The sequence below is a fragment of the Streptomyces sp. NPDC048197 genome, assembly GCF_043202395.1.
Lineage (GTDB): Bacteria > Actinomycetota > Actinomycetes > Streptomycetales > Streptomycetaceae > Streptomyces > Streptomyces siderophoricus.
The window spans coordinates 69,227-89,753 of record NZ_JBIDAJ010000004.1 but is presented as its reverse complement, the minus strand read 5'-3'; the positions used below and the strand labels follow the sequence as shown (position 1 = coordinate 89,753).

The following is a 20,527-nucleotide window of genomic DNA, read 5'->3' as shown; positions in this document are numbered from 1 at the left end:
GTCTCAGTGATTCATGGCCAAGCGGCCACCGCCCTTGGGAGCAGCCCGATGCACCTCCGCCCTTCCGTCGTCCGCCGCTTTGCCGTGGCCGGCTTCGCCCTCGCCGCGATCACCGCAGGTGCATGCGCTCCCGCCGTGATGGCCGTCGAAGCGGTTCCACGGCAGGAGACGGCCGTCGCCGCCTCGTTCGATCCTGCGCCGATGCGAGGTCTGCTGACCCGTCTGCCCGATCCCGTTGTCGCCGGTGCTCTGGTCAGAGTGGTGGGGGAGGGGCGAACGATGCCGTGGACCGGAACCGCGGGGGCGGTTCCCCGCGATGCTCACTTCCGTATCGGCAGTGTGACGAAGACCTTCACCAGCACCGTCGTGCTCCAACTGGTCGCCGAGCGCCGGATCGGCCTTGACATGCCCGTCCGGCGCTATCTCCCCCACCTCATCCCGCCCGCATACGGCACCGTCACCGTGCATGAATTGCTGGACCACACCAGCGGCCTACCGGCCCCGGCCGGCATACCCGGGCCTGCCGACGGCCCCGGTTGGTGGCGCAGGAGTGTGTCGCCGCAGGACGTGGTGCGCCATGCCTTCGCAGCCGCCAAATCCGCCAAATCCGTCAAGCCGGGGCATCGGCCCACACCCGGCAGGGTCCAGCAGTACAACGGCGTCAACACCTTCGTCCTCGGCCTCCTGGTCGAGAAGGTGACCGGCCGAACCTTCACCGAGGAGCTCACCCGCCGCATCCTCCAGCCACTAGGACTGCGCCACACCAGCCTCCCTTCGTCGGGCGACATGTCCATCCCGGCACCGCACGCGCGCGTATACGTCGGTACGGACGAGGTGACCGAGCAGAGCCCCTGGGCGTGGGCCGAGGGTGGCATGGTCTCCACGGCCGCTGATCTGGACCGGTTCATCACCGCTCTGTTTCGGGGCCGTCTGCTCCCGCCCGCCCAGCAGAAGCTGGTGTTCACCGTGCCCCGGGTGGACAGTGCACCGACCAACACCAACTGCATCAACAAGACGAGTTGCTTCAGCGCCGGCGGCCTGATGCGGGTCACACTCGACAACGGCGTCACCGTGTGGGGCAAAACCGGCTCCCTGCCGGGGTGGACCAATGGCGTCTTCACCACTCGCGACCTTCAGCGCCGCGTGGCCTACTCCCTCAACCCGACCGGCACCGCCTCCGAACGCCCCTACGTCATGGCCGTCCTGAACGCCGCTTTCCAGAGCGTCGGCTGAACGACGGGACGGGGTCCCCGGAGCCTCTTCGGCTCAACCAGCACCCGCATCAACGGGCAGACCGCCCGCCCAGCAGGGCTTCCGGACCCGCTGTCGCTCTGGTCACCGCCCGGACCCCACCGACCCGCCGGACCCCACCGACCCGCCGGACCCCACCGACCGCCGGCCCACAGCGGTGCGGACCAACCCCTTGCACCCTGACGCACCCCGAAGGAAAGGAGCGACCAAGCCGCGCCCCCACCCTCCCCGATCCGCGAGGCGCACCGAGTTTTGGAACATATTTTACGTGAAGTACGCAACTGCAGCCCGTACCCTCGCCGTCTGACAAGGAGTCGGGCCCGTCAGGGCCGAAGAGCGAGAGAGTGGGGCAGGTCGTGGGGCGGCGCAAGGGCGGCATAGGGATCGCACTCGTCACGGGGGCGATGCTGGTGGGCGCGAGTGCCTGTGGCGGGGGCGGTAGTGACAAGGCGAGTGGGGACGACGCAAAGGCGCCGGGCAAGCCGAGTGCGAGCGCCTCCCCGTCGCCGAAGAAGCCCGCGGGCCCGCCGATGCTGCTGGACACGATCACCCCCCAGACGGGAACCAAGGTCGGCGTGGCCATGCCGATCTCGGTGGTCTTCACGAACCCGGTGTCGGCAAAGGCACGGGCCACGGTGGAGAAGCACATGAAGGTGAGTGCTTCGCAGCCGGTGGCCGGTGCCTGGCACTGGTTCGGCGACAAGCGCGCCGACTGGCGACCGAAGACGTACTGGCCCTCCGGCACGAAGGTGAAGATCGACGCTGACATGAACGGCGTCAGCAACGGCAACGGACGCTACGGCGTGCGCAACTACACGCACACCTTCACGATCGGCGACGACGTGCGCGCGGACGTCTCGGTGACCGGCCACACCATGAAGGTCACCCGGAACGGCAAGCCGGTGCGCACCCTGTCGATCAACGCGGGCAGCGCCCAGTATCCGACGTGGAACGGCACCATGGCCGTGATCGACAAGCAGGAGAAGGTCCACATGACCTCCTGCAGCGTCGGCATCAGCTGCGACAAGGGCAGCCCCAACTACTACGACCTGACGCTGCCCTGGGACATCCATCTCACCCAGTCCGGCACCTATGTGCACTACTCGACCGGCGACCCCAATCCGGGCAGCGGCAGCGCCCGCGGCTCGCACGGCTGCGTCCACCTCTCCATGTCGGACGCCAAGTGGTTCTACGGCCAGGTCAAGCAGGGTGACCCGGTCACCATCACCGGCTCGCCCCGCGCCAAGGCCCCGGCCGACAACGGCTACGCCGACTTCAACCTGGGATGGGACCAGTGGCTCGCAGGCAGCGCGTCCGGTGAGGGGAAGACCGCGACGCTGTGATGGGCTGCGGTGACGGCGTCAGCCAGCAGTCGATGATGTCGACTGGAGTTGCACCGCAACCGGCTACACCCGCGGGGCCTTCTACTCGAATTTCGCCAGCCAAGAGGACCTATTGCTGGCGCTTTTCGTCGAGCAGGCGACGGTGGCGGATGGCCGAGGTGGAGCGGCCGGTCTCCGCGGCCGCACAGCTGGGGCCGGAGGAACGGGCGCGGCGGTTGGTCGAGGCGTTGCTGCGGGTCGAGGCCGCTGAAACCGGGCCACTGGCAGCCCGACCGTCAGCCGACGCCGAGAGCGCTGAAGACCGGCTCGGCGTCGGCGCGGGCGTAGGCGTCGGCTGACGGCTTCGGCTTTGGCTTTTGCCTCAGGACCGCGAGGCAGCTACCGGCGGAGTTGGGCGGCGATCTCGTGGGAGAAGGCCGCTACGCGGGTGTAGACGCCGGGGGTGGGGGTGGAGTCGCTGCTGTGGGCCAGCCAGCTGACGATGCCGATCAGTTTGCCGTCGGCGACGAGTGGGCCGCCGCTGTCGCCTTCCGCATGGTGGGCGCCGGTGACGGTGTCGTTGGCGCAGGTGTGCATCGTGGGGTCGAAGTCCCCGGGGTTGAGCCGCTGGCATGTCCGGTCGGGGAGGACGCGCAGCTTCGCCGAGCGCAGGACGTTCGCCGCGCGGTCCTCGTTGTCCAGCAGGCCCCAGCCGTAGACCCGTGCGCGGGTGCCAGGACGGTACGGACCGGTGTCGGTGGTGGTGGCGATCGGCAGCGGCGTGTACTTCCCCGGCATGGGCTTGTCGAGTGTGAGGACCGCGACGTCGTTCTCCAGGTGCCGGCCGAACCGCGGGTGGATCCAGGCCTTCCGCACCTTGCGCAGGGTGCCGTCATGGCGGCGCAGGTCGGTGCGGCCCGCGACCACCCCCACATCGGTGGGCTCTTCGTCGACCACGCAGTGGGCTGCGGTGACGACCTTGGTGGGGGTGACCAGGGTGCCACCGCAGAATTGGCCTGAGCGGGGATAGCTGTCGGTCTGCCGCCACAGGTTGATCGAGACGGCCCATGGCGCCTGTTCCGTGCTCGACTTCTGCCCGCCGATGATGGCGTGGGCGGTGGCGGCCGGCAGCACGACGAGGCCGACGCCGACGAGCGCCAGGAGACCGGCCAGGACGGGCAGGCGTACTGCCGTGTGTTGTCGTCGTGTCATCGTCATTCCCTTTGCCATCCGGCTATCCGGCTATCTGGTCCTGGAGGAGCGGGTAGTAGGAGGCGGTCTTGTTGGCGACGCCCGGGTAGAGGCGGTCGGTGCAGCTGCCGCCTCCGCTGATGACCCCGACCAGCCGGCCCTTCACGACCACCGGCCCACCGCTGTCCCCGTAACAGGCATTGACCCCGCCGGCCGGATAGCCCAGGCACATCGTGTAGCGCTTGTCGTAGCGGCGGCTGCCGTACGCGGTGACGCACCCCTCGTCGCCCCGGTTGGGGAGCAGCGCGGTCTGCAGCGGTGGCACGCGCTTGTCGTCATCGCGGCCCGTCGTGGAACCCCATCCCAGGACCCTGGTGGGCGTGCCCTCCTCGTACAGCTGCTGCTGCGCCGGGGTGGCCAGCGGCAGTGTCGGGTAGGGCATGGGGGCGTTGAGCGTGAGGACGGCGATGTCGTGCGCGTACTTGGCGCCGCTCCCGTCGGTGACGGCCTTGGGATGGATCCACGCCTTCACTACCTTGCGGACCGTGCCCTTGCGGGTGTTCCGAAGGTCTTCCCGTCCGCCGACCACCCGGATCTGATCGACGGTGGCCGGGTTCACGCAGTGGGACGCGGTGAGCACCTTGCGGGGTGCGACGAGCGTGCCGGCGCATTCCGGGTTCTTCACGTCTTCCGCCGACGTCAGGGCGACTGCCCAGGGGTACTTCTTGATGTCGGCCCGGTCTCCTCCCACCACCGCGCCGGCCGTCGGGACCGCCGCCATCACCAGCCCCATCCCGGCCAACACCGCACCCACCAGGACACCGCGGCGTGTTCTCGCTGCGTTCATTGCTCCTCCGTGACGATCGAACAATGCCGCCCAGTGAGAGCCCGGACAGCGCCGCACGGTTGTCCACGACACGGTGGCTGTTGCGGATCACGGCCCCCAGGGGCGGCAGTTCGGCCATGCGAACGCCCACCGGGAGGAGCGGCCGGAGGTACGGTTCCCTGAGCCTGGCCGCGGCCGCAGCCCAACCTTCCCACACCGTTGCCGAGGTGTGTGCGCCTGGCGGCGCCCGGGTCGCAGCGGCTGGCGGTGGGATGACCGCCCGGATGCCCCTGACCGCTTGCTGTGTCAGGCATCACGATGCCTGACGAGCAGATCCTTCCGGGCGCGGTCCCAGGTCTCCGTAGGGTCGAAGGTGTCCGAAGTCCAGGTGGTCGAGGTCAGACTGCCCCTTCCTCGGTACGCGCGCATGATGTCGACATGGGGCGGCCAGGCGATGAAACGGTGCAGGGCAGCTTCGTCCCGCCAAACCGCCACGGCACCGCAACGGCGGGCGACAGGGCGCGCCCACAGCCACATCCCATGCGCCCCCTCCAATGTCGGCCAGCCCACAGCGAGCTGCCTGGCCGCGCGGTAAACGCGCGGCAGATCCCTGACGTGGTCGAGCCGGAAGTCGGTCACGCTGATGAGGACGGGGTCGCCCTGGCCGTGGTCCCGCCCGGAGACCCAGGACGATCTCAAGAACGTCATACGCATGTGCTTACGATCTGCATTGGCGTACGATCTGTCAACGGGTAAGTACCGTGCCGGCAACGCAAAACCGGGAACGACCAGAGGAAGAGGGGAATCAGGGACGGGGCGCCTGGGGCGGGCGCATCCGGCTGCGGATGACCACGCTGCCCACGGTCTTGTCGTGCAGACACTGCCGGAACGGCCGGTCCCAGAGGCAGAACAGCGCATCGATGTGACCGAGCACCGGCACCATCCCCATGACGGAGTGCGCCAAGTGCCGCCCCAGGGCCGGCCCGTAGGAGAGCCGGCGCCCGTCGGTGAGCCGTACGACGCGCAAACCGCAGGTGAGCTTGCCCACCGTGCCTCCGAACAGGGACGTCATCAGGGGTGAGTAGAGGAAGGACATCGCCAGGGCCACGACGAGAACGATCTGCGCGGCTAGGCTCGGCCGCCCCGTCGGGGTGGGCCCGGCTCCGGGGCGCTCGGGAGGCGGCATGTGCGGCGGCGGTACGGAGGACGGACCTGCTGCCTGTGCCGCGTTCATGGTGCCAACTTCCTTGCCTCTTGCGGTCCCTCTTGCGCCGAAATGTGTCCGGGTGGCAGGCGGAAGGGTGCTCGACTCGACTCGACTCGTTTCCACGTGGTCGCGGGGTGGCCTGGATCCGTCGCTCTCAAGTAGTGCATCAGGGGCCTGCCCAAGGGCAGAGTCGCTGGGTGGGCGTACGCCTCGTGGCAGACAGGGGCTCTGCCTGGAAGGAGACCCGACAGCCGTCTGAAGGAGGAGGCACTGTTGGCTTGGCCGTGCGGGCTGCTTCGTAGGGCGCGGTCGGTGCTGTTCAGGATGCGTTCAGGCGGTGGCTGGAAGGGTTGGCGGCGTACGACGTCATCGCTGTGCGCGGTGGCTCGTATCTGACACTTCCCGCCAACGCGCGCACACGGTCGCGCTGCTGGGCCACCGACAGCGCCATGCGCAGGGCCCCGCGGCACGACGTGCGGCGGCGCAGACGCCACCCAGGAGGATCCACCTTGCCTGAGCCCGAAGTCCTGACCGATCTGGACGTCGCCGGTACCGACAGGTACGTGATGCGGAAGCTCCCGGAGGTCACACTGGCCTTCTGGGTCATGAAAATCGCCGCGACCACCCTCGGCGAAACAGCCGGTGACCTCTTCGCCCAGACCCTCAAGCTCGGCTACTTCCTCACCACCATCGCACTGGTCCTGATCTTCGTGGTCACGCTGGTCGTGCAGCTCCGGTCCCGGCGCTACAACCCCTTCTGCTACTGGACGGTCATCCTGTCCACGAGCATGGCGGGCACCACCATGTCCGACTTCATGAACCGTGACGCCAGCGCCAAGTTCCTCACCGACGGTGCGAAGTCGCTCGGCCGGGGACCGCAGGGCCTGGGGCTGGGGTACCCCACCGGCGCAGCCATTCTGATCTCGCTGCTGATCGCCATCTTCGTCATCTGGAAGTCCACCGGTCTGACGTTCGCCATCCGCGACATCGTCTCGTTCCGCGCGGAGGCCCTCTTCTGGGCGGCGATCCTGGTGTCCAACACGCTGGGCACCTCGATGGGGGACTTCCTCTCCGACAGCTCGGGACTCGGGTACGCGGGCGGTGCCTTGCTCGTCACCGCTGTGCTCGCCGTACTGGTCGCCCTCATGCGGGTACCGGCCGTTCCGAACGTGGTGCTGTTCTGGATCGCCTTCGTCCTCACCCGGCCCCTCGGGGCCACCGTGGGTGACTTCCTCACCAAGCCGCTCGCCAAGGGCGGGTTGGACCTCGGTACGGCGGGCTCGTCGGCGGTCCTTCTCGCGGTACTGCTCGGCCTGATGGGCTACGCACACGTACAGGAGCGCCGGACCACCGATTCTGAGGACCGCACCCTCATGGACGTTTCCTGAAGATGACACCCTGATTGACATGCGGACGGGCCGCGTCATCCGGCGGGCAGGTGGACCACGAAGCGCGCGCCTGCGGTGTGGCCGGCGTCGTGGGTCACTTCACCGCCGGCGGAGCGGGCCAGGCGTCGTGCGAGCGGTAGGCCCAGACCCGCTCCGGTGTGGCCGTCCGCCGGTTCGGCGCGTCGGCCCGGTTGGAAGAGCTGCGCGGTGAAGGTGGCCGGGACACCGGGACCGTCGTCTACGACGGCCACGTGGATGCCGTCGGGCCCAGGCGCCACCTGAAGGGCGACCCGCGAGCGGGCGTAGCGCAAGGCGTTGTCGATGAGCGGGGCCACGATGCGCTCCAGCAGTGCGGCGGGCACTCCGGCCGTCACGGTGTTCGGGCCGTCAAGCGTGATGTCGGCACCCATGATTTCGGTGCCCGTTGTCTCGGCAACCGTCATCTCGGACACCTTGGCCCCCGTCACCGTCGTCTCGGCAAGTGAGATCTTCGCCTTCTCGCGGGGACTGTGCCTGTGCTGATCGGTGAAGCGGCGCAGTACGGCCATGACGTCCGTCGTGCCGGGAACGGTGTGCGCGCCGGCCCGGGCGTCGTCCAGGACGGTCTCGCAGATGGTGCGCATGGAGGCGGCGGCCTCGGCGATGGAGGTGTGGGTGGCGCGGGTCTCGTCGGTGGAGCGGGGCCGGGCTTGCCACCAGTCGAGTTCGGCGGTGATCCGCGCCAGGGGATTGCGCAGCTCGTGGGAGAGCTCCCGGGTGAGTTGCTGTTCGTGGCGCAACACGGCACGGATCCGGTCGAGCAGTTCGTCCAGTGAGGCCCCGAGCCGGGAGAGCTCGGCGGGGCGGTCCCCGGTGCCGAAGCGCTCTTGGGAGGCAACCACGCTCCACCGTGTGGCCTGCTCCGTCATGGTCCTGACCGGGCGCAGGGCGCGTCCCACCGCCAGCCGGGTCAGGACGTAGGTGCAGGCCAGGACGGTGACGTCCAATTCGAGGGAGGCGATGAGCAGGGTGTCGGCCGAAGCACGGTAGGGAGCGAGGTTTATGGCGGTGACGACGGTGACGACGGCGGCGGTGGCGACGGCGGTGGGCCTGGCACCCGGCCGGACCCCGCCAACGGGCTCGGCACACAAACGTATGCGGTCTCCGGCCGTCACCTCGTCGCAGCGCTTGTCGCCGTGCTCGGCGAGATGAGCGGCGGCCCGAGTGATCGTGCCGTCGGCCGCGGCCGAGGCGGGGTGCTCCAGCAGCCGGCTGCCCGCGTAGATCCAGACATTGGTGTCCAAGGCGGCGTCGTGCGGTGTCTCCAGGACGCGTACCGGCTGGTGGCGGGTGTCGACGGTCGCGGCCACCGCACTTGCCCGAGTGCGCAGTTCGTCGTCCGCCTGTTGCTGGAGATGGTGGCGGACGATCGCGTTGAACACGACGGTGAGGACCACCATCACCAGCGTGGCGGTGGTCAGCGCCACGAGGGACAGCCGGCCCCGCAGCGTACGGGGGCGGCAACGGCCGGCCAACGCGGAAATGAGACGTGGGGCGGTGGCCGTGGTCATGAGAGCCGGTGCCCGATTCCCCGCATGGTGCTGATCGCCAGGCTGCTGCCCGCCTCCCGGAGCTTGCGGCGCAACCGGCTCAGATACTGGTCCAGGGTGTTGTCGCTGACCTGCGCGCCTTCCGGCCAGCCGGCCCGGACGAGCTCCCGTCTGCCCACCACTGCTCCCAGGCCCGCCATCAAGGCGGCAAGCAGCCGGAATTCAGTGGGCGTCAACGCCACGTCGACGCCAGCTGCACACAGGCTGTGGTGCACCGGATCCAGGACCAGGTCCCCAGCGGCCGTAGGCCGGGCCGGCCCGGATCGTTTGAGGGCGGCGCGCAACCTGGCGGTCAGCTCGGCGAGATGGAAAGGCTTGGCGAGGTAGTCGTCGCCCCCGGCGGAGAACCCGCTGAGGCGGTCATGGAGCCGATGGTGCGCGGTCAGGAAGACGACCGGGCTGGCGAACCCCTGCGCCCGCATCGCCTGGCAGACGTCCCGCCCGTCCGCGTCCGGCAGTCTGACGTCCAGCACCACCGCGTCCACGCTGTCGCCGGTCAGCCGGAGAGCGGTCGCGCCGTCCTGAGCGGCCAGCGTGCCGAAGTCCTCGTCACGCAGACCGCGTACCAGCACATCCCGCAGCGCGTGGTCGTCCTCGACGATCAGAACGGTGGGACGCACAGATGATCACCTCACAACAAGCTCGGGAGCTGGGGCCGGGGTACCGCATCCGCCCCAACTCCTGAGCAACGGTTCCGGAGACCGGTAGGCCGGCAGTCCGGTAGGTGGCGTGCGGTCGGTACGCAGCGGTGTGGCCGTGGGCGGCGCCTCCTGTACTGCGGTGACCCGTCCGGCAGTGGCCCGGACGTGGTCGTCCCGGCCGATGCAGGTGGCGGGCACGGCCGGACGACAGCGCCGTCGGGCCGACTACAGACAAGTAGACGGTCTACTGCACTGTAGACGATGACGGCGGGAGGGCTTGTGTTTGTTCGTCGACGGTGAGCTGTTGGTCAGCCTCTGCCTGCCTGCTGACTCCCTGCTCTTCACCGCGGAGCCGCCGTGTCTGACCGGTGAGGGGCGGGCGAACCCGGGTGGCCTGAACCGCTCCGCGTCCACGGCCCGGTCACCGCGCCGCCCCCCCGGACCCACCTGTTGAGCAGATGGATTCTCCGCAACGAACCATCAGACTGAGGCCAGGCTCATACGGCGGGTCGTTGCCCATAGGAGCAGGGCGGCGAGGCTGAATGACGTGCCGAGGGCTGTCACGGCCGGCCAGCCTGCGGTCGCGTAGGCAAGGGAAGAGCCGAGGGCGCCGAGGCTGCTGCCCGCCGAGTAGAAGACCATGTAGCCGCCGATGATCCTGCTGCCCGCGTCGGGCCGGACGGCGTGGATCAGGGTCTGGTTGGTGACGTGGACCGCCTGCACGGCGAAGTCCAGCAGGACGGCGCCGATTGCCAGCGCCCACAGTGATTGCCGGGTCAGGGCGATCGGGAGCCAGGAAAGCGCCAGCAGGGCGAGGCCGATGCCGGTCGTGCGCTGGGCGAGCCCGCGGTCGTTCCAGCGCCCGGCCACTCCCGCGGCGACGGCCCCGGCCGCCCCGGCGAGTCCGAACGCGCCGATCGCGGTGTGCGACAGCGACCACGGCGGAGCGCTCAGGGGCTGCGCCACGCCGCTCCACAGCGTGCTGAAGGCCGCGAACACGAGCAGGGCGAGCGCGCCCCGGATCCGCAGCAGCGGATGGCGGACGAACAGAGTGACGGTCGACGCCACCAGTCGTCCGTACGACCCCTCGCGCGCCCCGGTGGACGGCGAGCCCGAGGGCAGAACATGGCGCAGCAGCAAGGCGAGTACGGCGGTGGCGCCCGCGGACACCAGGTAGACCGCCCGCCAGCCGGCGAGGTCGGCGAGGACACCGGCGGCGGCGCGGGCCAGCAGGATTCCGGTGACGATGCCGCCGGTGACCGTTCCGACGGCGCGGCCGCGCCGGGCGGGTGGGGTCAGGGCGGCAGCCGCCGCGACCATCGTCTGGGCGACGACGGCGAGCAGCCCGACCCCGGCGAGGGCGCCGAGCAGCGCCGCCACGCCCGGTGCCAGCCCGGCGGCCAGCAGTGCGAGTGCCAGCAGCCCGAGCTGACCGGTGACCAGTCGCCGATGGTCGAGCAGGTCGCCGAGCGGTACGAGTGTCAACAGGCCCGCCGCATAGCCGAGTTGAGTCACGGTGACGATCGCACCGAGCAGCCCTGGGCCGAGCGCGAACCGTTCTCCGAGGGTCACCAGCAGGGGCTGCGCGAAGTAGACGGTGGCGACGGAGCTGCCGCAGGCGAGGGCGAGCAGGGGCGCGAGCCGGGCGGGCGGTGAGGGGTCCGGCGCCGACGCCGTGGGGTGGGCCTCGTGGCCGCCGGTTCCGCTGCACTCGCCGACCGCACCGGAGCACTGGATCGCCATACGACACACCTTCCGCTCGACTTGGTTTCATCTTGCTACCGACGTGACAGTAGCCATCCGAGGTAGCATGTTGCAACCACCCCTGGAAGGGTCCGGGGAGCTGGAGGAGAGGAGCCACGGATGGTCGCCCGCACCCGTTTCGACGCCGACCCCTGTCCCGTCGCCCGGTCGGTGAACGCCATTGGTGACTGGTGGTCGCTGCTGATCGTGCGGGACGCCTTCGACGGCAGCCGCCGGTTCGGCGAGTTCCAACGCAGCCTCGGCATCGCCAAGAACATCCTGGCGGCGCGGCTGCGGGCGCTGGAGACGGCCGGGGTGCTGCGCGGCGCGCCCGCGCCGGACGGCGGGTCCCACCGCGAGTACCTCCTCACGGACAAGGGCCGCGCCTTGTTCCCGGTGATCGTCGCCCTGCGCCAGTGGGGCGAGGACCAGTGCTTCACCCCCGGCGAGGACCACTCCCGACTGCTGGACCGCCGGACCAGCCGCCCGTTGCGCCGTCTGCAGATCCGGGCGGCGGACGGACGGCCGGTGGGGCCGGAGGACACAGTCGTGGAGAAGCTGCAAGAGACAGCAGCCGGGTCGTGAGACATCATGCCGCTCATGAGCTTTGCCATTACACCCGCCATCCCGGCCGGGGCCCTCTCCGCTTCCGCTCAGCCCTCGATCCCGTCGGATGACGGTGAGTTGCTGTTGCGCCCCTGGGAGGCGGACGACGCTCCTGTCCTGCAACGTGCTTTCCAGGACCCGTCGATCCGGCGCTGGCACACGCACCATGTGACGTCGCTGCAGGAAGCCCAGGACTGGGTCGCAGCCTCGCACCGGTCCTGGGAGCAGGAGCAGGCCGTCCAATGGATCATTACCCGGGCCGACGGCGAGGTCGCCGGCCGGATGTCTCTGCGTTGGATGGACCTCCTCCACGGCCTGGCCGAGTGTGCGTACTGGGTCCTGCCCCACGCCCGTGGTACCGGTGTCGCCCCGCGATCCCTGGCCGCGTTGGCCGGCTGGGCGCTGGACGAGGCCGGCTTCCACCGCCTTGAACTCGCCCACTCGGTCGCCAACGGAGCCTCCTGCCGGGTCGCCGCCAAGTCCGGCTTCGCCTTGGAGGGCACTCGGCGCGGCGCGCATCTGCAACTGGACGGCTGGCACGACATGCATCTCCATGCTCGTGTCCAGGGAGATGCTTGAGCGGACCGAGTGGCCGGTGAACGCGGTTCCGCAGGGCGCTGGCAGCCCGGCCGCCAAGGACCGCGGGCCGAACGACCGCCTCTCGTAGGGTCGTTGACGGTCCACGTCATGTAGCCGCGAGAGTGGTTTACCGTTCCCGTCCGTGTGAAGACGCTGGCTCTACGGCGTTCGTATGCCAAGTGTGATGAGCCATGAATTCACACGACATGAGCACTCCGCGCGTGACTCCGGGTACGGACGACACCAAGGCATCGAGCGAGGCGCAGCCCTCACGGCGCGCCGTGGTCACGGCAACCGGGGCCTCGGCGCTCGCCGCCGGACTCACCGCCGCCGCCATCGCGCCCGCGACCGCGCTGAGCCCCGCCACCGCACCCGCGACGGCGCCGGCCGCAGTGCCGCCCGGCGTCGATCCCAAGGCGTTCACCACCGTCGCCCGCGCCATCGCCGTCTACGACGAGCATGACAAGTCCCTCGTGCCGACCTATCTGAAGGCCATCGAAAACGGCCTCCCCACCAGCCGAGCGAAGGCGACGAAGCGGGTCCTGGTCGTCGGAGCCGGCCCGGCCGGGCTGCTCGCCGCCAACCTGCTCCATCGGGCAGGCCACGACGTCGTGGTGATCGAGGCCAACGGCAACCGCGTCGGAGGCCGCATCAAGACGTTCCGCAAGGGCGGCCACGAACACGGAGAGCAGCCCTTCGCCGACCCCAAGCAGTACGCCGAAGCCGGTGCCATGCGACTGCCCGGCAGTCATCCCCTCCTGATGGCACTGATCAAGAAGTTCGGCCTCACGCTCCAGGAGTTCTACCTGGTGGATGTGGATGTCGACGACCCGACGAAGCAGGCCAACCGCGCCTGGATCCATGTCAATGGCGTCCATATGCGCCGGGCCGACTACGAGAAGAACCCTGAAAAGATCAACGCCACCTTCGGTGTCACGGGCCCCAACCGCACGAAGACCGCTTCCGCCATCCTCGCGCAGGCCCTCGAACCCGCACACCAGCTCATCCGGGGCAAGGAAGGAACCGCCCTCGTCAACGGGTGGGCCAAGGTCCTCAAGAAGTACGGCCATTGGTCGATGTACCGGTACCTCACCGAAGTCGCCAAGCTCGACACCAGGACCATCGACCTCATCGGTACCATCCAGAACCTGACCTCACGGCTGCACCTCTCCTTCACGCACAGCTTTCTGTCCAGCGCGCTGATCGACCCCAAGACCAAGTTCTGGGAGATCAAGGGCGGCACCGCGCTGCTCGCCGACGCGTTGTACAAGCCGGTCAAGGGGAAGGTGAACCTCGACAGGCGCGCCGTACGCATCGAGCGCCACGCCGGCAAAGTCAGGGTGCACACCGTTTCCGAGGCCTGCCAGACCGGCAAGGGCGGTGTCACGGAGGTCTTCGAGGGTGATGAGGCCATCATCACCGTTCCCTTCTCCGGACTGCGCCATGTGACCTTCGAGCCTCCGCTCACCTACGGCAAGCGCCGGGCCATCACGGAACTGCACTACGACGCCGCGACCAAGGTGCTGCTGGAGTTCTCGCAACGCTGGTGGGAGTTCACCGAGGCGCAGTGGAAAGCGGCGCTGAACTCCATCGAGGACAACCTCTACGACAAGTACCAGGCAGGCACGGTCAACCACGGCGGGTACCTCGGTGCGCACAAGTCCGTGAAGGGCCTGGGGGTGACGATTCCCGACGAACTCAAGAAGTGCTTCGCGGTCTTCCGGCCCGTCTCGAACAGCGAGCCGGGGGCCACGCACATCCGTGGCGGCGGCAACGTGAGCGACAACGCCAACCGCTTCATGTACTTCGAGCATGCGCACCCCATGGAAGGCAGCGACGGAGGCATCATGCTCGCCTCCTACAGCTGGTCCGACGACGCCCTCAAGTGGGACGCCTTCGCCGACGACGAGCGGTATCTGCGCGCGCTCGCCGGCGTGCAGGCCGTCTTCGGCCGCCGGTGCGAGGTCTTCTTCACCAACAAGTGCAAGACCCAGTCATGGATGCGCGACCACTACGCCTATGGTGAGGCCTCCGTGCTCTTCCCCGGCCAGCACGCAGAGCTGTTCCCTGATGTCCCCACCTCCGAGGGGCCGCTGCATTTCGGGGGGGACCACACCTCCATCAAGCCCGCCTGGATCGAAGGGGCGCTTGAGTCTGCCGTCCGGACGGCGCTGAAGGTCCACACGAGCTGACAGCACGAGCTGACAGCTTGAGCTGACAAGAGGCACGATCACCCGGTCCGGCGTCCCGCCCCACGGGACGCCGGGCCGGCTCTCCTCCGCGGTCGTCCGCTCCTCCGCGGTCGTCCTCCCCTACCCGGTCGTCGCGGCGCTAGGAGCCGTTGGCCTCCGGCTCGTAGCGGGTGATCGCCCCGGAAGGGCAGAGACCGGCGGCCATCTGTGCGGCCTCGCGATGGGCGGTGGGCGGCTCGGCGTGCAGCAGGAGCACGCGGCCGTCATCGGGGTCCTGGTCGAAGACCTCGGGGGCGGTCAGTGCGCACATCCCGGCGCTGATGCAGCGCTCACGGTCGACGCGCAGGCGCGGCGTCCTCATGACTCCACCCGGTCCCAGGTGACCGGCAGGCTCTTGACCCCGTAGATGTCCGCGGTCTCCGGACGCAGGAGAACCTCTTTAGCCGGTACGGCCAGGCGCAGCGTGGGGAAGCGGTCGACCAGCGCGCGGAACGCGACCCGCATCTCGATGCGGGCCAACTGCTGACCCAGGCACTGGTGGATGCCGTGACTGAAGGCCAGGTGCCCGTCGTACGGCCGTTGGAGGTCGAGCACATGGGGATCGGCGAAGCGCTCGGGGTCGCGGTTGGCGGTGTGGTACGACAGGACGACCGTCGTGCCGGCCTTGATGGTCTGGCCGCCCAACTCGACGTCCACCAGCGCCGTCCTCAGGAAACTCTTGGCGACGCTCAGATACCGCAGCAGCTCCTCCACAGCCCCGTCGGTGAGCGCGGGATCGGCGCGCAGCGCGGCCAGTTGGGCCGGGTTCTGCAGCAGCGCGAAGGTGCCCAGGGACAGCATGTTCGCGGTGGTGTCGAACCCGGCCGCCAGCAGGATCAGGCTGATTCCCTTCAGCTCCTCATCGGTGAGATCGCTGTCGGTGAGTTCACTGAGCACATCGTCGGTGGGGTTCGCGCGCTTGGCGACCACCAGCTCCGCGAGGTACTCCTGGGTCGCGGTGTAGGCCGCAATCAACTCCTCATCGCTCGTCTCCCCGCCCATGAACGTGTCGATCTGCTCCTGGAAGGAGCCCCGGTCCTCGTACGGCACGCCCAGCAGCTCGCAGATCACGATGGTGGGGATGGGCTTGGCGAACGAGGTCACGAGGTCTGCCGGCGGCCCGGCCTTCTCCATGGCGTCCAGGCATTCGGCGGTGATCTGCTCGATGCGCTCGGTGAGCAGTCGCATCCGCCGTACGGTGAACTTGCCCACCAGCGGCTTCCGATAGCGCCCGTGCTGCGGCTCGTCCATGAGCAGGAACTCGCCGGGCGGTGCCGGTGGAACCTCGAAGTCGCCCACGTTCAACAGCTCCTTGCGCGAGCTGAATCGCGAGTCCGCCAGGACCGACCTGACCAGGTCGTAGCCGGTGATCAGCCAGCCGGGCTTTCCGCCGAGATGGGTGTAGCGGCTGATGGGGCCGTGCCGACGGGCGTCGAGCAGCTCTGCCGGCGGGTCGAAGGGGCAGCCCGGCTGACGTGCCGTCGGCTGCGTCGTGATGGTGTGGACGGATTCACTCATGACCGTTCCTCGGCTCGCGATATGACGTGTTTGACGCATTTCGAAAGCTACGTTGCGTTCAAAATCTCGTCAATCGGTGACAAGGCATCCGCGCAGGTAAAGCCCGGAAAATTGATGCAATGACGCTGAGAGTGAATGCAATGTTGCGTTGCAATGGTTACCGTCGAAGGCAATGCTGACGGCATGCCAGGAGGGCGGTTGTCCCAACTGTTGACCGTGGACGGTGGACCGTGTGCCGGTGCTCGTGCTGGTGCTGGGCACCTGTCCGGGGCCGCGGTCGCTTGTCAGTGGGTCCTGTCATGGTCGACGCCATGGCGAGGCTGAAATCCATACCGAAGGGCCTTCTGAGCGAGCCGGTCGATGAGCGGTTGGCTGCGCTGCGATGACTGACGGCTTCCGCGCCCTGGACGAGGCCAGCGGTGCCGTGTTCGGCGAGGAGCACGGCTGGATGCAGATCGCCGCAGACGCGTAGTGGGAAAAGGATCCCGGGTGGCGGCCGGTCAAGACGGCGGACGGCGTACAGCGGCCGCGGCCTCGGGCCGCAGGCCGGGGCGGCGAGGCGTTTGAGCACGTGTCTGAATCACAGGCGCTGAGAGCGTGGCGTCTGTCCATGGTGCGCAGGACGCGCCGCTCCTACCTTCGGCATACGCGAGATTCAGCGCCGGGTGGCCCCCGGCATACCTGGCCGGGACCCCGGCCAGGCGTGCCGCGCCACCATCCGAGGGGAGTAGACCCGTGAACGCTGACGGTAGGCAGCCCGGCCCGCCGCCCACCGGCATCATCCACTCCGGACCGGCCGTGCGCGGCCGGTCCGCCGATCCGAGTCAACTCCGGTGCCACTGCGGCCAGTTGCTCACCAGCTGCCAAGGCTGCCAGGCTCCCCGCTGCCTCGACTGCGACCCCTATCGATCCGATGACTGTGCCTTCGCTCTCTGAGCAAGCTCTCGACGGCGTCTGCACCGAGGAGCCGGACACATTGCCGCATTCCGCACGACGTCCACGACCCCAAGACCGGTCACAGCCCCGGCACTTCGTCGTGATCGGCAGCGATGAGGCGCGCAGGGTCTGCGGCTTCCTGCAGTCGGCCGGGCATACGGTGCGCCATCTGGCACAGCCCACGGACGAGGATCTGCGCCGGGCGCTGGACCAGGAGACGACGGGAATCGAGGTCGCGGGGGTCGCGATCCTGTTCGATGACGACGTCGAGTCCCTGCGTTATGCGCTCGCGGTCGAGCACATCTGCCCAGGCGTCCTGCTGGTGGTGACCGTCTTCGACCGGACGGTCGCCGAGCAACTCGTGCGCGTGGTTCCGAACTGCCAGGTCACCTCGCCGGCCGAGGTCGCCGCGCCGGCCCTGCTGGCCGCCTGCCTCCAACCCGACCTACTGGCCCTCAACCGCACGCCCTCGGGCCACATCGGCGCCCGTTGGGAAAGCGACGGCGTGCGCCTCGAGACGTACCGGCCACCGCGTTCCCTGAGGTACCGGGCCTGGCTGGGGAAGCTCAGAGGGCAGCTACGGCCCCACGACGGCAGCTCCCGCATCATGCTGACCGGTCTCACCGGACTTCTCGCCGTGCTGCTCGCGGACTGGAGCTGGGCCGTGACCCTCAACCACCGTCCACCGGTGGAAGCCTTTTTCGAGGCAGTACGCACCGTCTCCGCCGTCGGCCCCGCGTCCGCGCACGGGTCGAGCGCCTACCTGCTGTTCGCCGCACTCGCGATGCTCATCACCATCGTCTTCACGGCGGTCTTCACCGCCGGCATGGTCGACCGCCTCCTGGGTCCCCGCTCGATCGGCATGGTGGGCCCGCGGGCGCTTCCCCGTGCGGGCCACGTGGTGGTCGTCGGGCTCGGGCAGGTGGGGCTGCGGCTGTGCACCCGGCTGCAGGACCTCGGCATCGGTGTGATCGCGGTCGAACGCGACCCGGCGGCCCCCAACCTCCGGCTGGCCAAGGCCCTTGGCGTTCCCGTCGTCATCGCCGAGGCCACCGACAGGTTCGTGCTGCGCAAGCTCAGCCTCCACACCGCTCAGGCCATGGCCGCCGTCGCCTCCGACGACCTGGACAATATCGCGGTCGCCGTCGCCGCCCGGGCGGTCGCGCCCGATCTGCGCGTGGTCATCCGGGCAGGTGACCACGAGGCCATCGCCGAGACCCAGTCCCTGTTCAGGATCGGCACCGTCCACGACCTGGGCAGTCTGAGCGCCGCGTACACGACCGCGAGCCTGACCGGGCTACGGCCACGCGGAGTGATCGCCCACGGCAGACGGCTGTGGGTGGAACACGGCAGCGGAAGCTTCACACCGTGGCCACATGCGCTCCGGTGCGATCACCCGCCGGACGGTGCCTGAGCGGTGGGATCCGCCTCGCGAACCACCATCCCGGTGCACCGCTCACAAGAAACTCCCAGGGCGCGCCCGCCCCGGGGCCGGTAGAGGTCGGTCGGTATGTGCCACGGTTCGGACGAGCATCCATAGTGTGGGCAGCGAAGGCAGGGTCCGCTGACCGGCATTCCTGAGGCCCCGGAGGAGGACCGGTGACGGCGCCGATCACAGAGTCCGCACCGCGGCGGCAGATGTGGCCGCTGTACGCTGCCGGATTCACCACCGCGTTCGGTGCCCACGGCATCGCAGCCAACCTCGGCGGTCTCTCGCCGGACGCGGTGACCTCGGTCATGGTCCTTGGCGGACTCCTGGCCCTCTACGACGGGGCGGAGGTACTGCTCAAGCCGCTGTTCGGCACCCTGGCGGACCGGATCGGCGCCCGCCCGGTGCTGGTCGGGGGACTGACCGCCTTCGCCGCGGCGTCGGCCCTGTACGTGCTCGCGGACAGCCCGGGCTGGCTGTGGGCAGCCCGCCTCGGCCAGGGCGCGGCCGCCTCCGCCTTCTCGCCTTCGGCCGCCGCGCTGGTCGCCCGCCTGAATCCGGCGGCCAGGCACGGTCGGGCGTTCGGCAGCTACGGCTTTTACAAGAGCATCGGCTACACCTTGGGCCCGCTGCTCGGCGGCGTCCTGATGTGGGTCGGCGGGCTGCGCCTGCTCTTCGCCGTGCTCGCAGTGTTCGGCGCGGCTGTCGCGGTCTGGTGTGCGCTCGCCGTGCCGTACGTACGACCGTTGCCGCGGGCCCGGCAGACGGTGGTGGATGTGGCCCGGCGGCTGGCCGAACCGGCCTTCTGGCGCCCCACCGCAGCTCTCGCCGGTGCGAGCGCCGCGCTGTCGGTCGGCGTGGGCTTCCTGCCGGTCTCCGGACGGGCGGCGGGGCTGGGCACGGTGGCGACCGGGGCCGCCGTCTCGGTCCTCGCCGCCTGCGCCGCGATCGTCCAGCCACGCGCCGGGCGAGCCCTGGACGCCGGGCTCCTCACCGCGCCCGCCGGCATCGGCGTCGGCCTGCTGACCACGGCCGCCGGTGTGGCCTGCGCCGTGCTGCCAGGACTGACCGGTGTCCTGCTCGCCGCCGTATTGATCGGTATCGGCACGGGGCCGATCACACCGCTCGGCTTCGCCGCCCTGGCAGCCTCCACCCCTCAGGCGCGGCTCGGCCAGACCATGGGCGCCGCCGAACTCGGGCGCGAACTCGGCGATGCGGGCGGCCCCTTGCTCGTCGCCGGCGCCGCCACCTTGACCACCCTCGCCCACGGCTACGCGGTCCTTGCCGTTCTCCTGGCGACGGGCCCAGTCATCGTGCTTACCACCCACCGCCGCCCACGCGGCAGCCACACCGGCGAGTGAGCCGTACGGGGCTTCTCGTCCGTCAGGCCGCCTTGGCGGTGCGGAACTTCAACAACCGCCAGTCTTCCGTACAGCGGCTGTCCGACGAGGACCTCACCGTAACCTCACCGTCTTCCGGTCGCACGCGCACCCCTGTCACCACGATCCCGACCCACCTCCCGGTCCCAAGTGGCGGCGCATGCCCCGCGCCGGTGCCCGGCGTTCATCCTCTGGCGCTGGCGACCCCCCAACCGTCCATGTAGTCCCGTACCCGCGTGATCAGTCCGCGGTGGACGTGGAGTATCAGGAGGCCGGGGACGGTGAAGGCGGCGTGTCCGGTCGGCAGTGTTCCCACGACGACATGCTCGGCGATGACCACTTCCGGGTCGGCGGTCTCGTAGACCGCCGTCTTCCTGATCTCCTCCACCTGGGCGGGGCTGGCGTCCCAGGCCGCCCGGTATCCCGCACGCACGGCCTCGCGCCCCTCGTAGCGCGGCGGAAAGCCGGGCGAGGTGAACGGGAACTCATGCACGGCGTCCACGGCATAGAGATCGGCGAGATCGTCTGCGGACTTGTCGAGGATGGCCTGGTAATAGCAGGCCAGCACCTCGCGAGGGGTGCGCACGGCGGATGTCTCCAGGTCCGACACAGGGTCACTCCATTCGTTCAACAGCTGTTGACCCACTCACCGTAGGGGGCGATCGGAAGTTCGGTCAACGGCTGTAGAGTG

At 69.4% G+C, this 20,527-nt stretch carries 19 protein-coding genes; 9 read left to right on the top strand and 10 right to left on the bottom strand.

Annotation, left to right across the window (positions count from 1 at the left end; all coding sequences use genetic code 11):
* Positions 1–48 precede the first annotated feature (48 nt).
* The 3 genes from ACGF4C_RS07500 (at position 49) to ACGF4C_RS07490 (ending at position 2,932) form a co-directional block, all read left to right on the top strand.
* Positions 49–1,233, top strand: a complete 1,185-nt coding sequence (locus tag ACGF4C_RS07500; protein ID WP_393564076.1) for a serine hydrolase domain-containing protein — start codon at positions 49–51, stop codon at positions 1,231–1,233.
* A gap of 362 nt (positions 1,234–1,595) precedes the next feature.
* A complete protein-coding gene (locus ACGF4C_RS07495; RefSeq protein ID WP_393564074.1) occupies positions 1,596–2,594 on the top strand; it encodes an Ig-like domain-containing protein in 999 nt (332 codons plus the stop codon).
* A 149-nt stretch (positions 2,595–2,743) separates the two neighbouring features.
* Positions 2,744–2,932, top strand: a complete 189-nt coding sequence (locus ACGF4C_RS07490) for a hypothetical protein (protein WP_393564072.1) — start codon at positions 2,744–2,746, stop codon at positions 2,930–2,932.
* Between the two features lie 40 nt (positions 2,933–2,972).
* Here ACGF4C_RS07490 and ACGF4C_RS07485 read toward each other — a convergent pair whose 3' ends face one another.
* The 4 genes from ACGF4C_RS07485 to ACGF4C_RS07470 form a co-directional block, all read right to left on the bottom strand.
* Positions 2,973–3,785, bottom strand: a complete 813-nt coding sequence (locus ACGF4C_RS07485; RefSeq protein WP_393564070.1) for a S1 family peptidase — start codon at positions 3,783–3,785, stop codon at positions 2,973–2,975.
* Between the two features lie 22 nt (positions 3,786–3,807).
* Positions 3,808–4,611, bottom strand: a complete 804-nt coding sequence (locus ACGF4C_RS07480; protein ID WP_393564068.1) for a S1 family peptidase — start codon at positions 4,609–4,611, stop codon at positions 3,808–3,810.
* A 285-nt stretch (positions 4,612–4,896) separates the two neighbouring features.
* Entirely contained in the window at positions 4,897–5,298 is a 402-nt protein-coding gene (locus tag ACGF4C_RS07475) for a hypothetical protein (RefSeq protein ID WP_393564066.1), read from the bottom strand.
* Between the two features lie 97 nt (positions 5,299–5,395).
* Positions 5,396–5,824 (bottom strand): RDD family protein, encoded by a 429-nt coding sequence (locus ACGF4C_RS07470; RefSeq protein WP_393564065.1) that lies wholly within the window; start codon positions 5,822–5,824, stop codon positions 5,396–5,398.
* 482 nt (positions 5,825–6,306) lie between these two features.
* On the opposite strand from ACGF4C_RS07470, the gene ACGF4C_RS07465 reads away from it, so the two are divergent.
* Positions 6,307–7,185: a hypothetical protein gene (locus ACGF4C_RS07465; protein WP_393564063.1), complete on the top strand. Its 879-nt coding sequence runs from the start codon at positions 6,307–6,309 to the stop codon at positions 7,183–7,185.
* 35 nt (positions 7,186–7,220) lie between these two features.
* On the opposite strand, the gene ACGF4C_RS07460 is transcribed toward ACGF4C_RS07465, so the two are convergent.
* The 3 genes from ACGF4C_RS07460 to ACGF4C_RS07450 form a co-directional block, all read right to left on the bottom strand.
* The gene (locus tag ACGF4C_RS07460; RefSeq protein WP_393564061.1) at positions 7,221–8,735 is read right to left on the bottom strand and encodes a sensor histidine kinase; all 1,515 of its coding nucleotides are present in this window, start codon (positions 8,733–8,735) and stop codon (positions 7,221–7,223) included.
* Positions 8,732–9,394: a response regulator transcription factor gene (locus ACGF4C_RS07455; protein ID WP_393564059.1), complete on the bottom strand. Its 663-nt coding sequence runs from the start codon at positions 9,392–9,394 to the stop codon at positions 8,732–8,734. The genes ACGF4C_RS07460 and ACGF4C_RS07455 overlap by 4 nt, the downstream gene beginning before the upstream one ends.
* Positions 9,395–9,895: 501 nt before the next feature.
* Positions 9,896–11,158, bottom strand: coding sequence for an MFS transporter (locus ACGF4C_RS07450; protein ID WP_393564058.1), 1,263 nt, complete (start codon positions 11,156–11,158; stop codon positions 9,896–9,898).
* Positions 11,159–11,278: 120 nt separating this feature from the next.
* Between ACGF4C_RS07450 and ACGF4C_RS07445 the strand changes: the two genes are divergently transcribed.
* From ACGF4C_RS07445 to ACGF4C_RS07435, 3 genes are all read left to right on the top strand, one after another.
* Positions 11,279–11,743 (top strand): winged helix-turn-helix transcriptional regulator, encoded by a 465-nt coding sequence (locus ACGF4C_RS07445; RefSeq protein ID WP_393564056.1) that lies wholly within the window; start codon positions 11,279–11,281, stop codon positions 11,741–11,743.
* Between the two features lie 15 nt (positions 11,744–11,758).
* Positions 11,759–12,343, top strand: a complete 585-nt coding sequence (locus tag ACGF4C_RS07440) for a GNAT family N-acetyltransferase (protein WP_393564054.1) — start codon at positions 11,759–11,761, stop codon at positions 12,341–12,343.
* 206 nt (positions 12,344–12,549) lie between these two features.
* The gene (locus ACGF4C_RS07435; RefSeq protein WP_393564052.1) at positions 12,550–14,535 is read left to right on the top strand and encodes a flavin monoamine oxidase family protein; all 1,986 of its coding nucleotides are present in this window, start codon (positions 12,550–12,552) and stop codon (positions 14,533–14,535) included.
* 139 nt (positions 14,536–14,674) lie between these two features.
* On the opposite strand, the gene ACGF4C_RS07430 is transcribed toward ACGF4C_RS07435, so the two are convergent.
* A complete protein-coding gene (locus tag ACGF4C_RS07430) occupies positions 14,675–14,896 on the bottom strand; it encodes a ferredoxin (RefSeq protein WP_393564051.1) in 222 nt (73 codons plus the stop codon).
* On the bottom strand, positions 14,893–16,092 hold the full coding sequence (locus tag ACGF4C_RS07425; protein WP_393564049.1) for a cytochrome P450: 1,200 nt from the start codon (positions 16,090–16,092) through the stop codon (positions 14,893–14,895). Before ACGF4C_RS07425 ends, ACGF4C_RS07430 begins: the two co-directional genes overlap by 4 nt.
* A gap of 1,036 nt (positions 16,093–17,128) precedes the next feature.
* Here ACGF4C_RS07425 and ACGF4C_RS07420 point away from each other — a divergent pair.
* Both ACGF4C_RS07420 and ACGF4C_RS07415 read left to right on the top strand, forming a co-directional pair.
* Positions 17,129–18,442, top strand: a complete 1,314-nt coding sequence (locus ACGF4C_RS07420; RefSeq protein WP_393564047.1) for an NAD-binding protein — start codon at positions 17,129–17,131, stop codon at positions 18,440–18,442.
* A 224-nt stretch (positions 18,443–18,666) separates the two neighbouring features.
* Entirely contained in the window at positions 18,667–19,818 is a 1,152-nt protein-coding gene (locus ACGF4C_RS07415; protein ID WP_393564503.1) for an MFS transporter, read from the top strand.
* Between the two features lie 202 nt (positions 19,819–20,020).
* On the opposite strand, the gene ACGF4C_RS07410 is transcribed toward ACGF4C_RS07415, so the two are convergent.
* Positions 20,021–20,446 carry a nuclear transport factor 2 family protein gene (locus tag ACGF4C_RS07410; protein ID WP_393564045.1) on the bottom strand — a complete coding sequence of 142 codons (426 nt, stop codon included), beginning with the start codon at positions 20,444–20,446 and terminating at the stop codon, positions 20,021–20,023.
* Positions 20,447–20,527 lie beyond the last annotated feature (81 nt).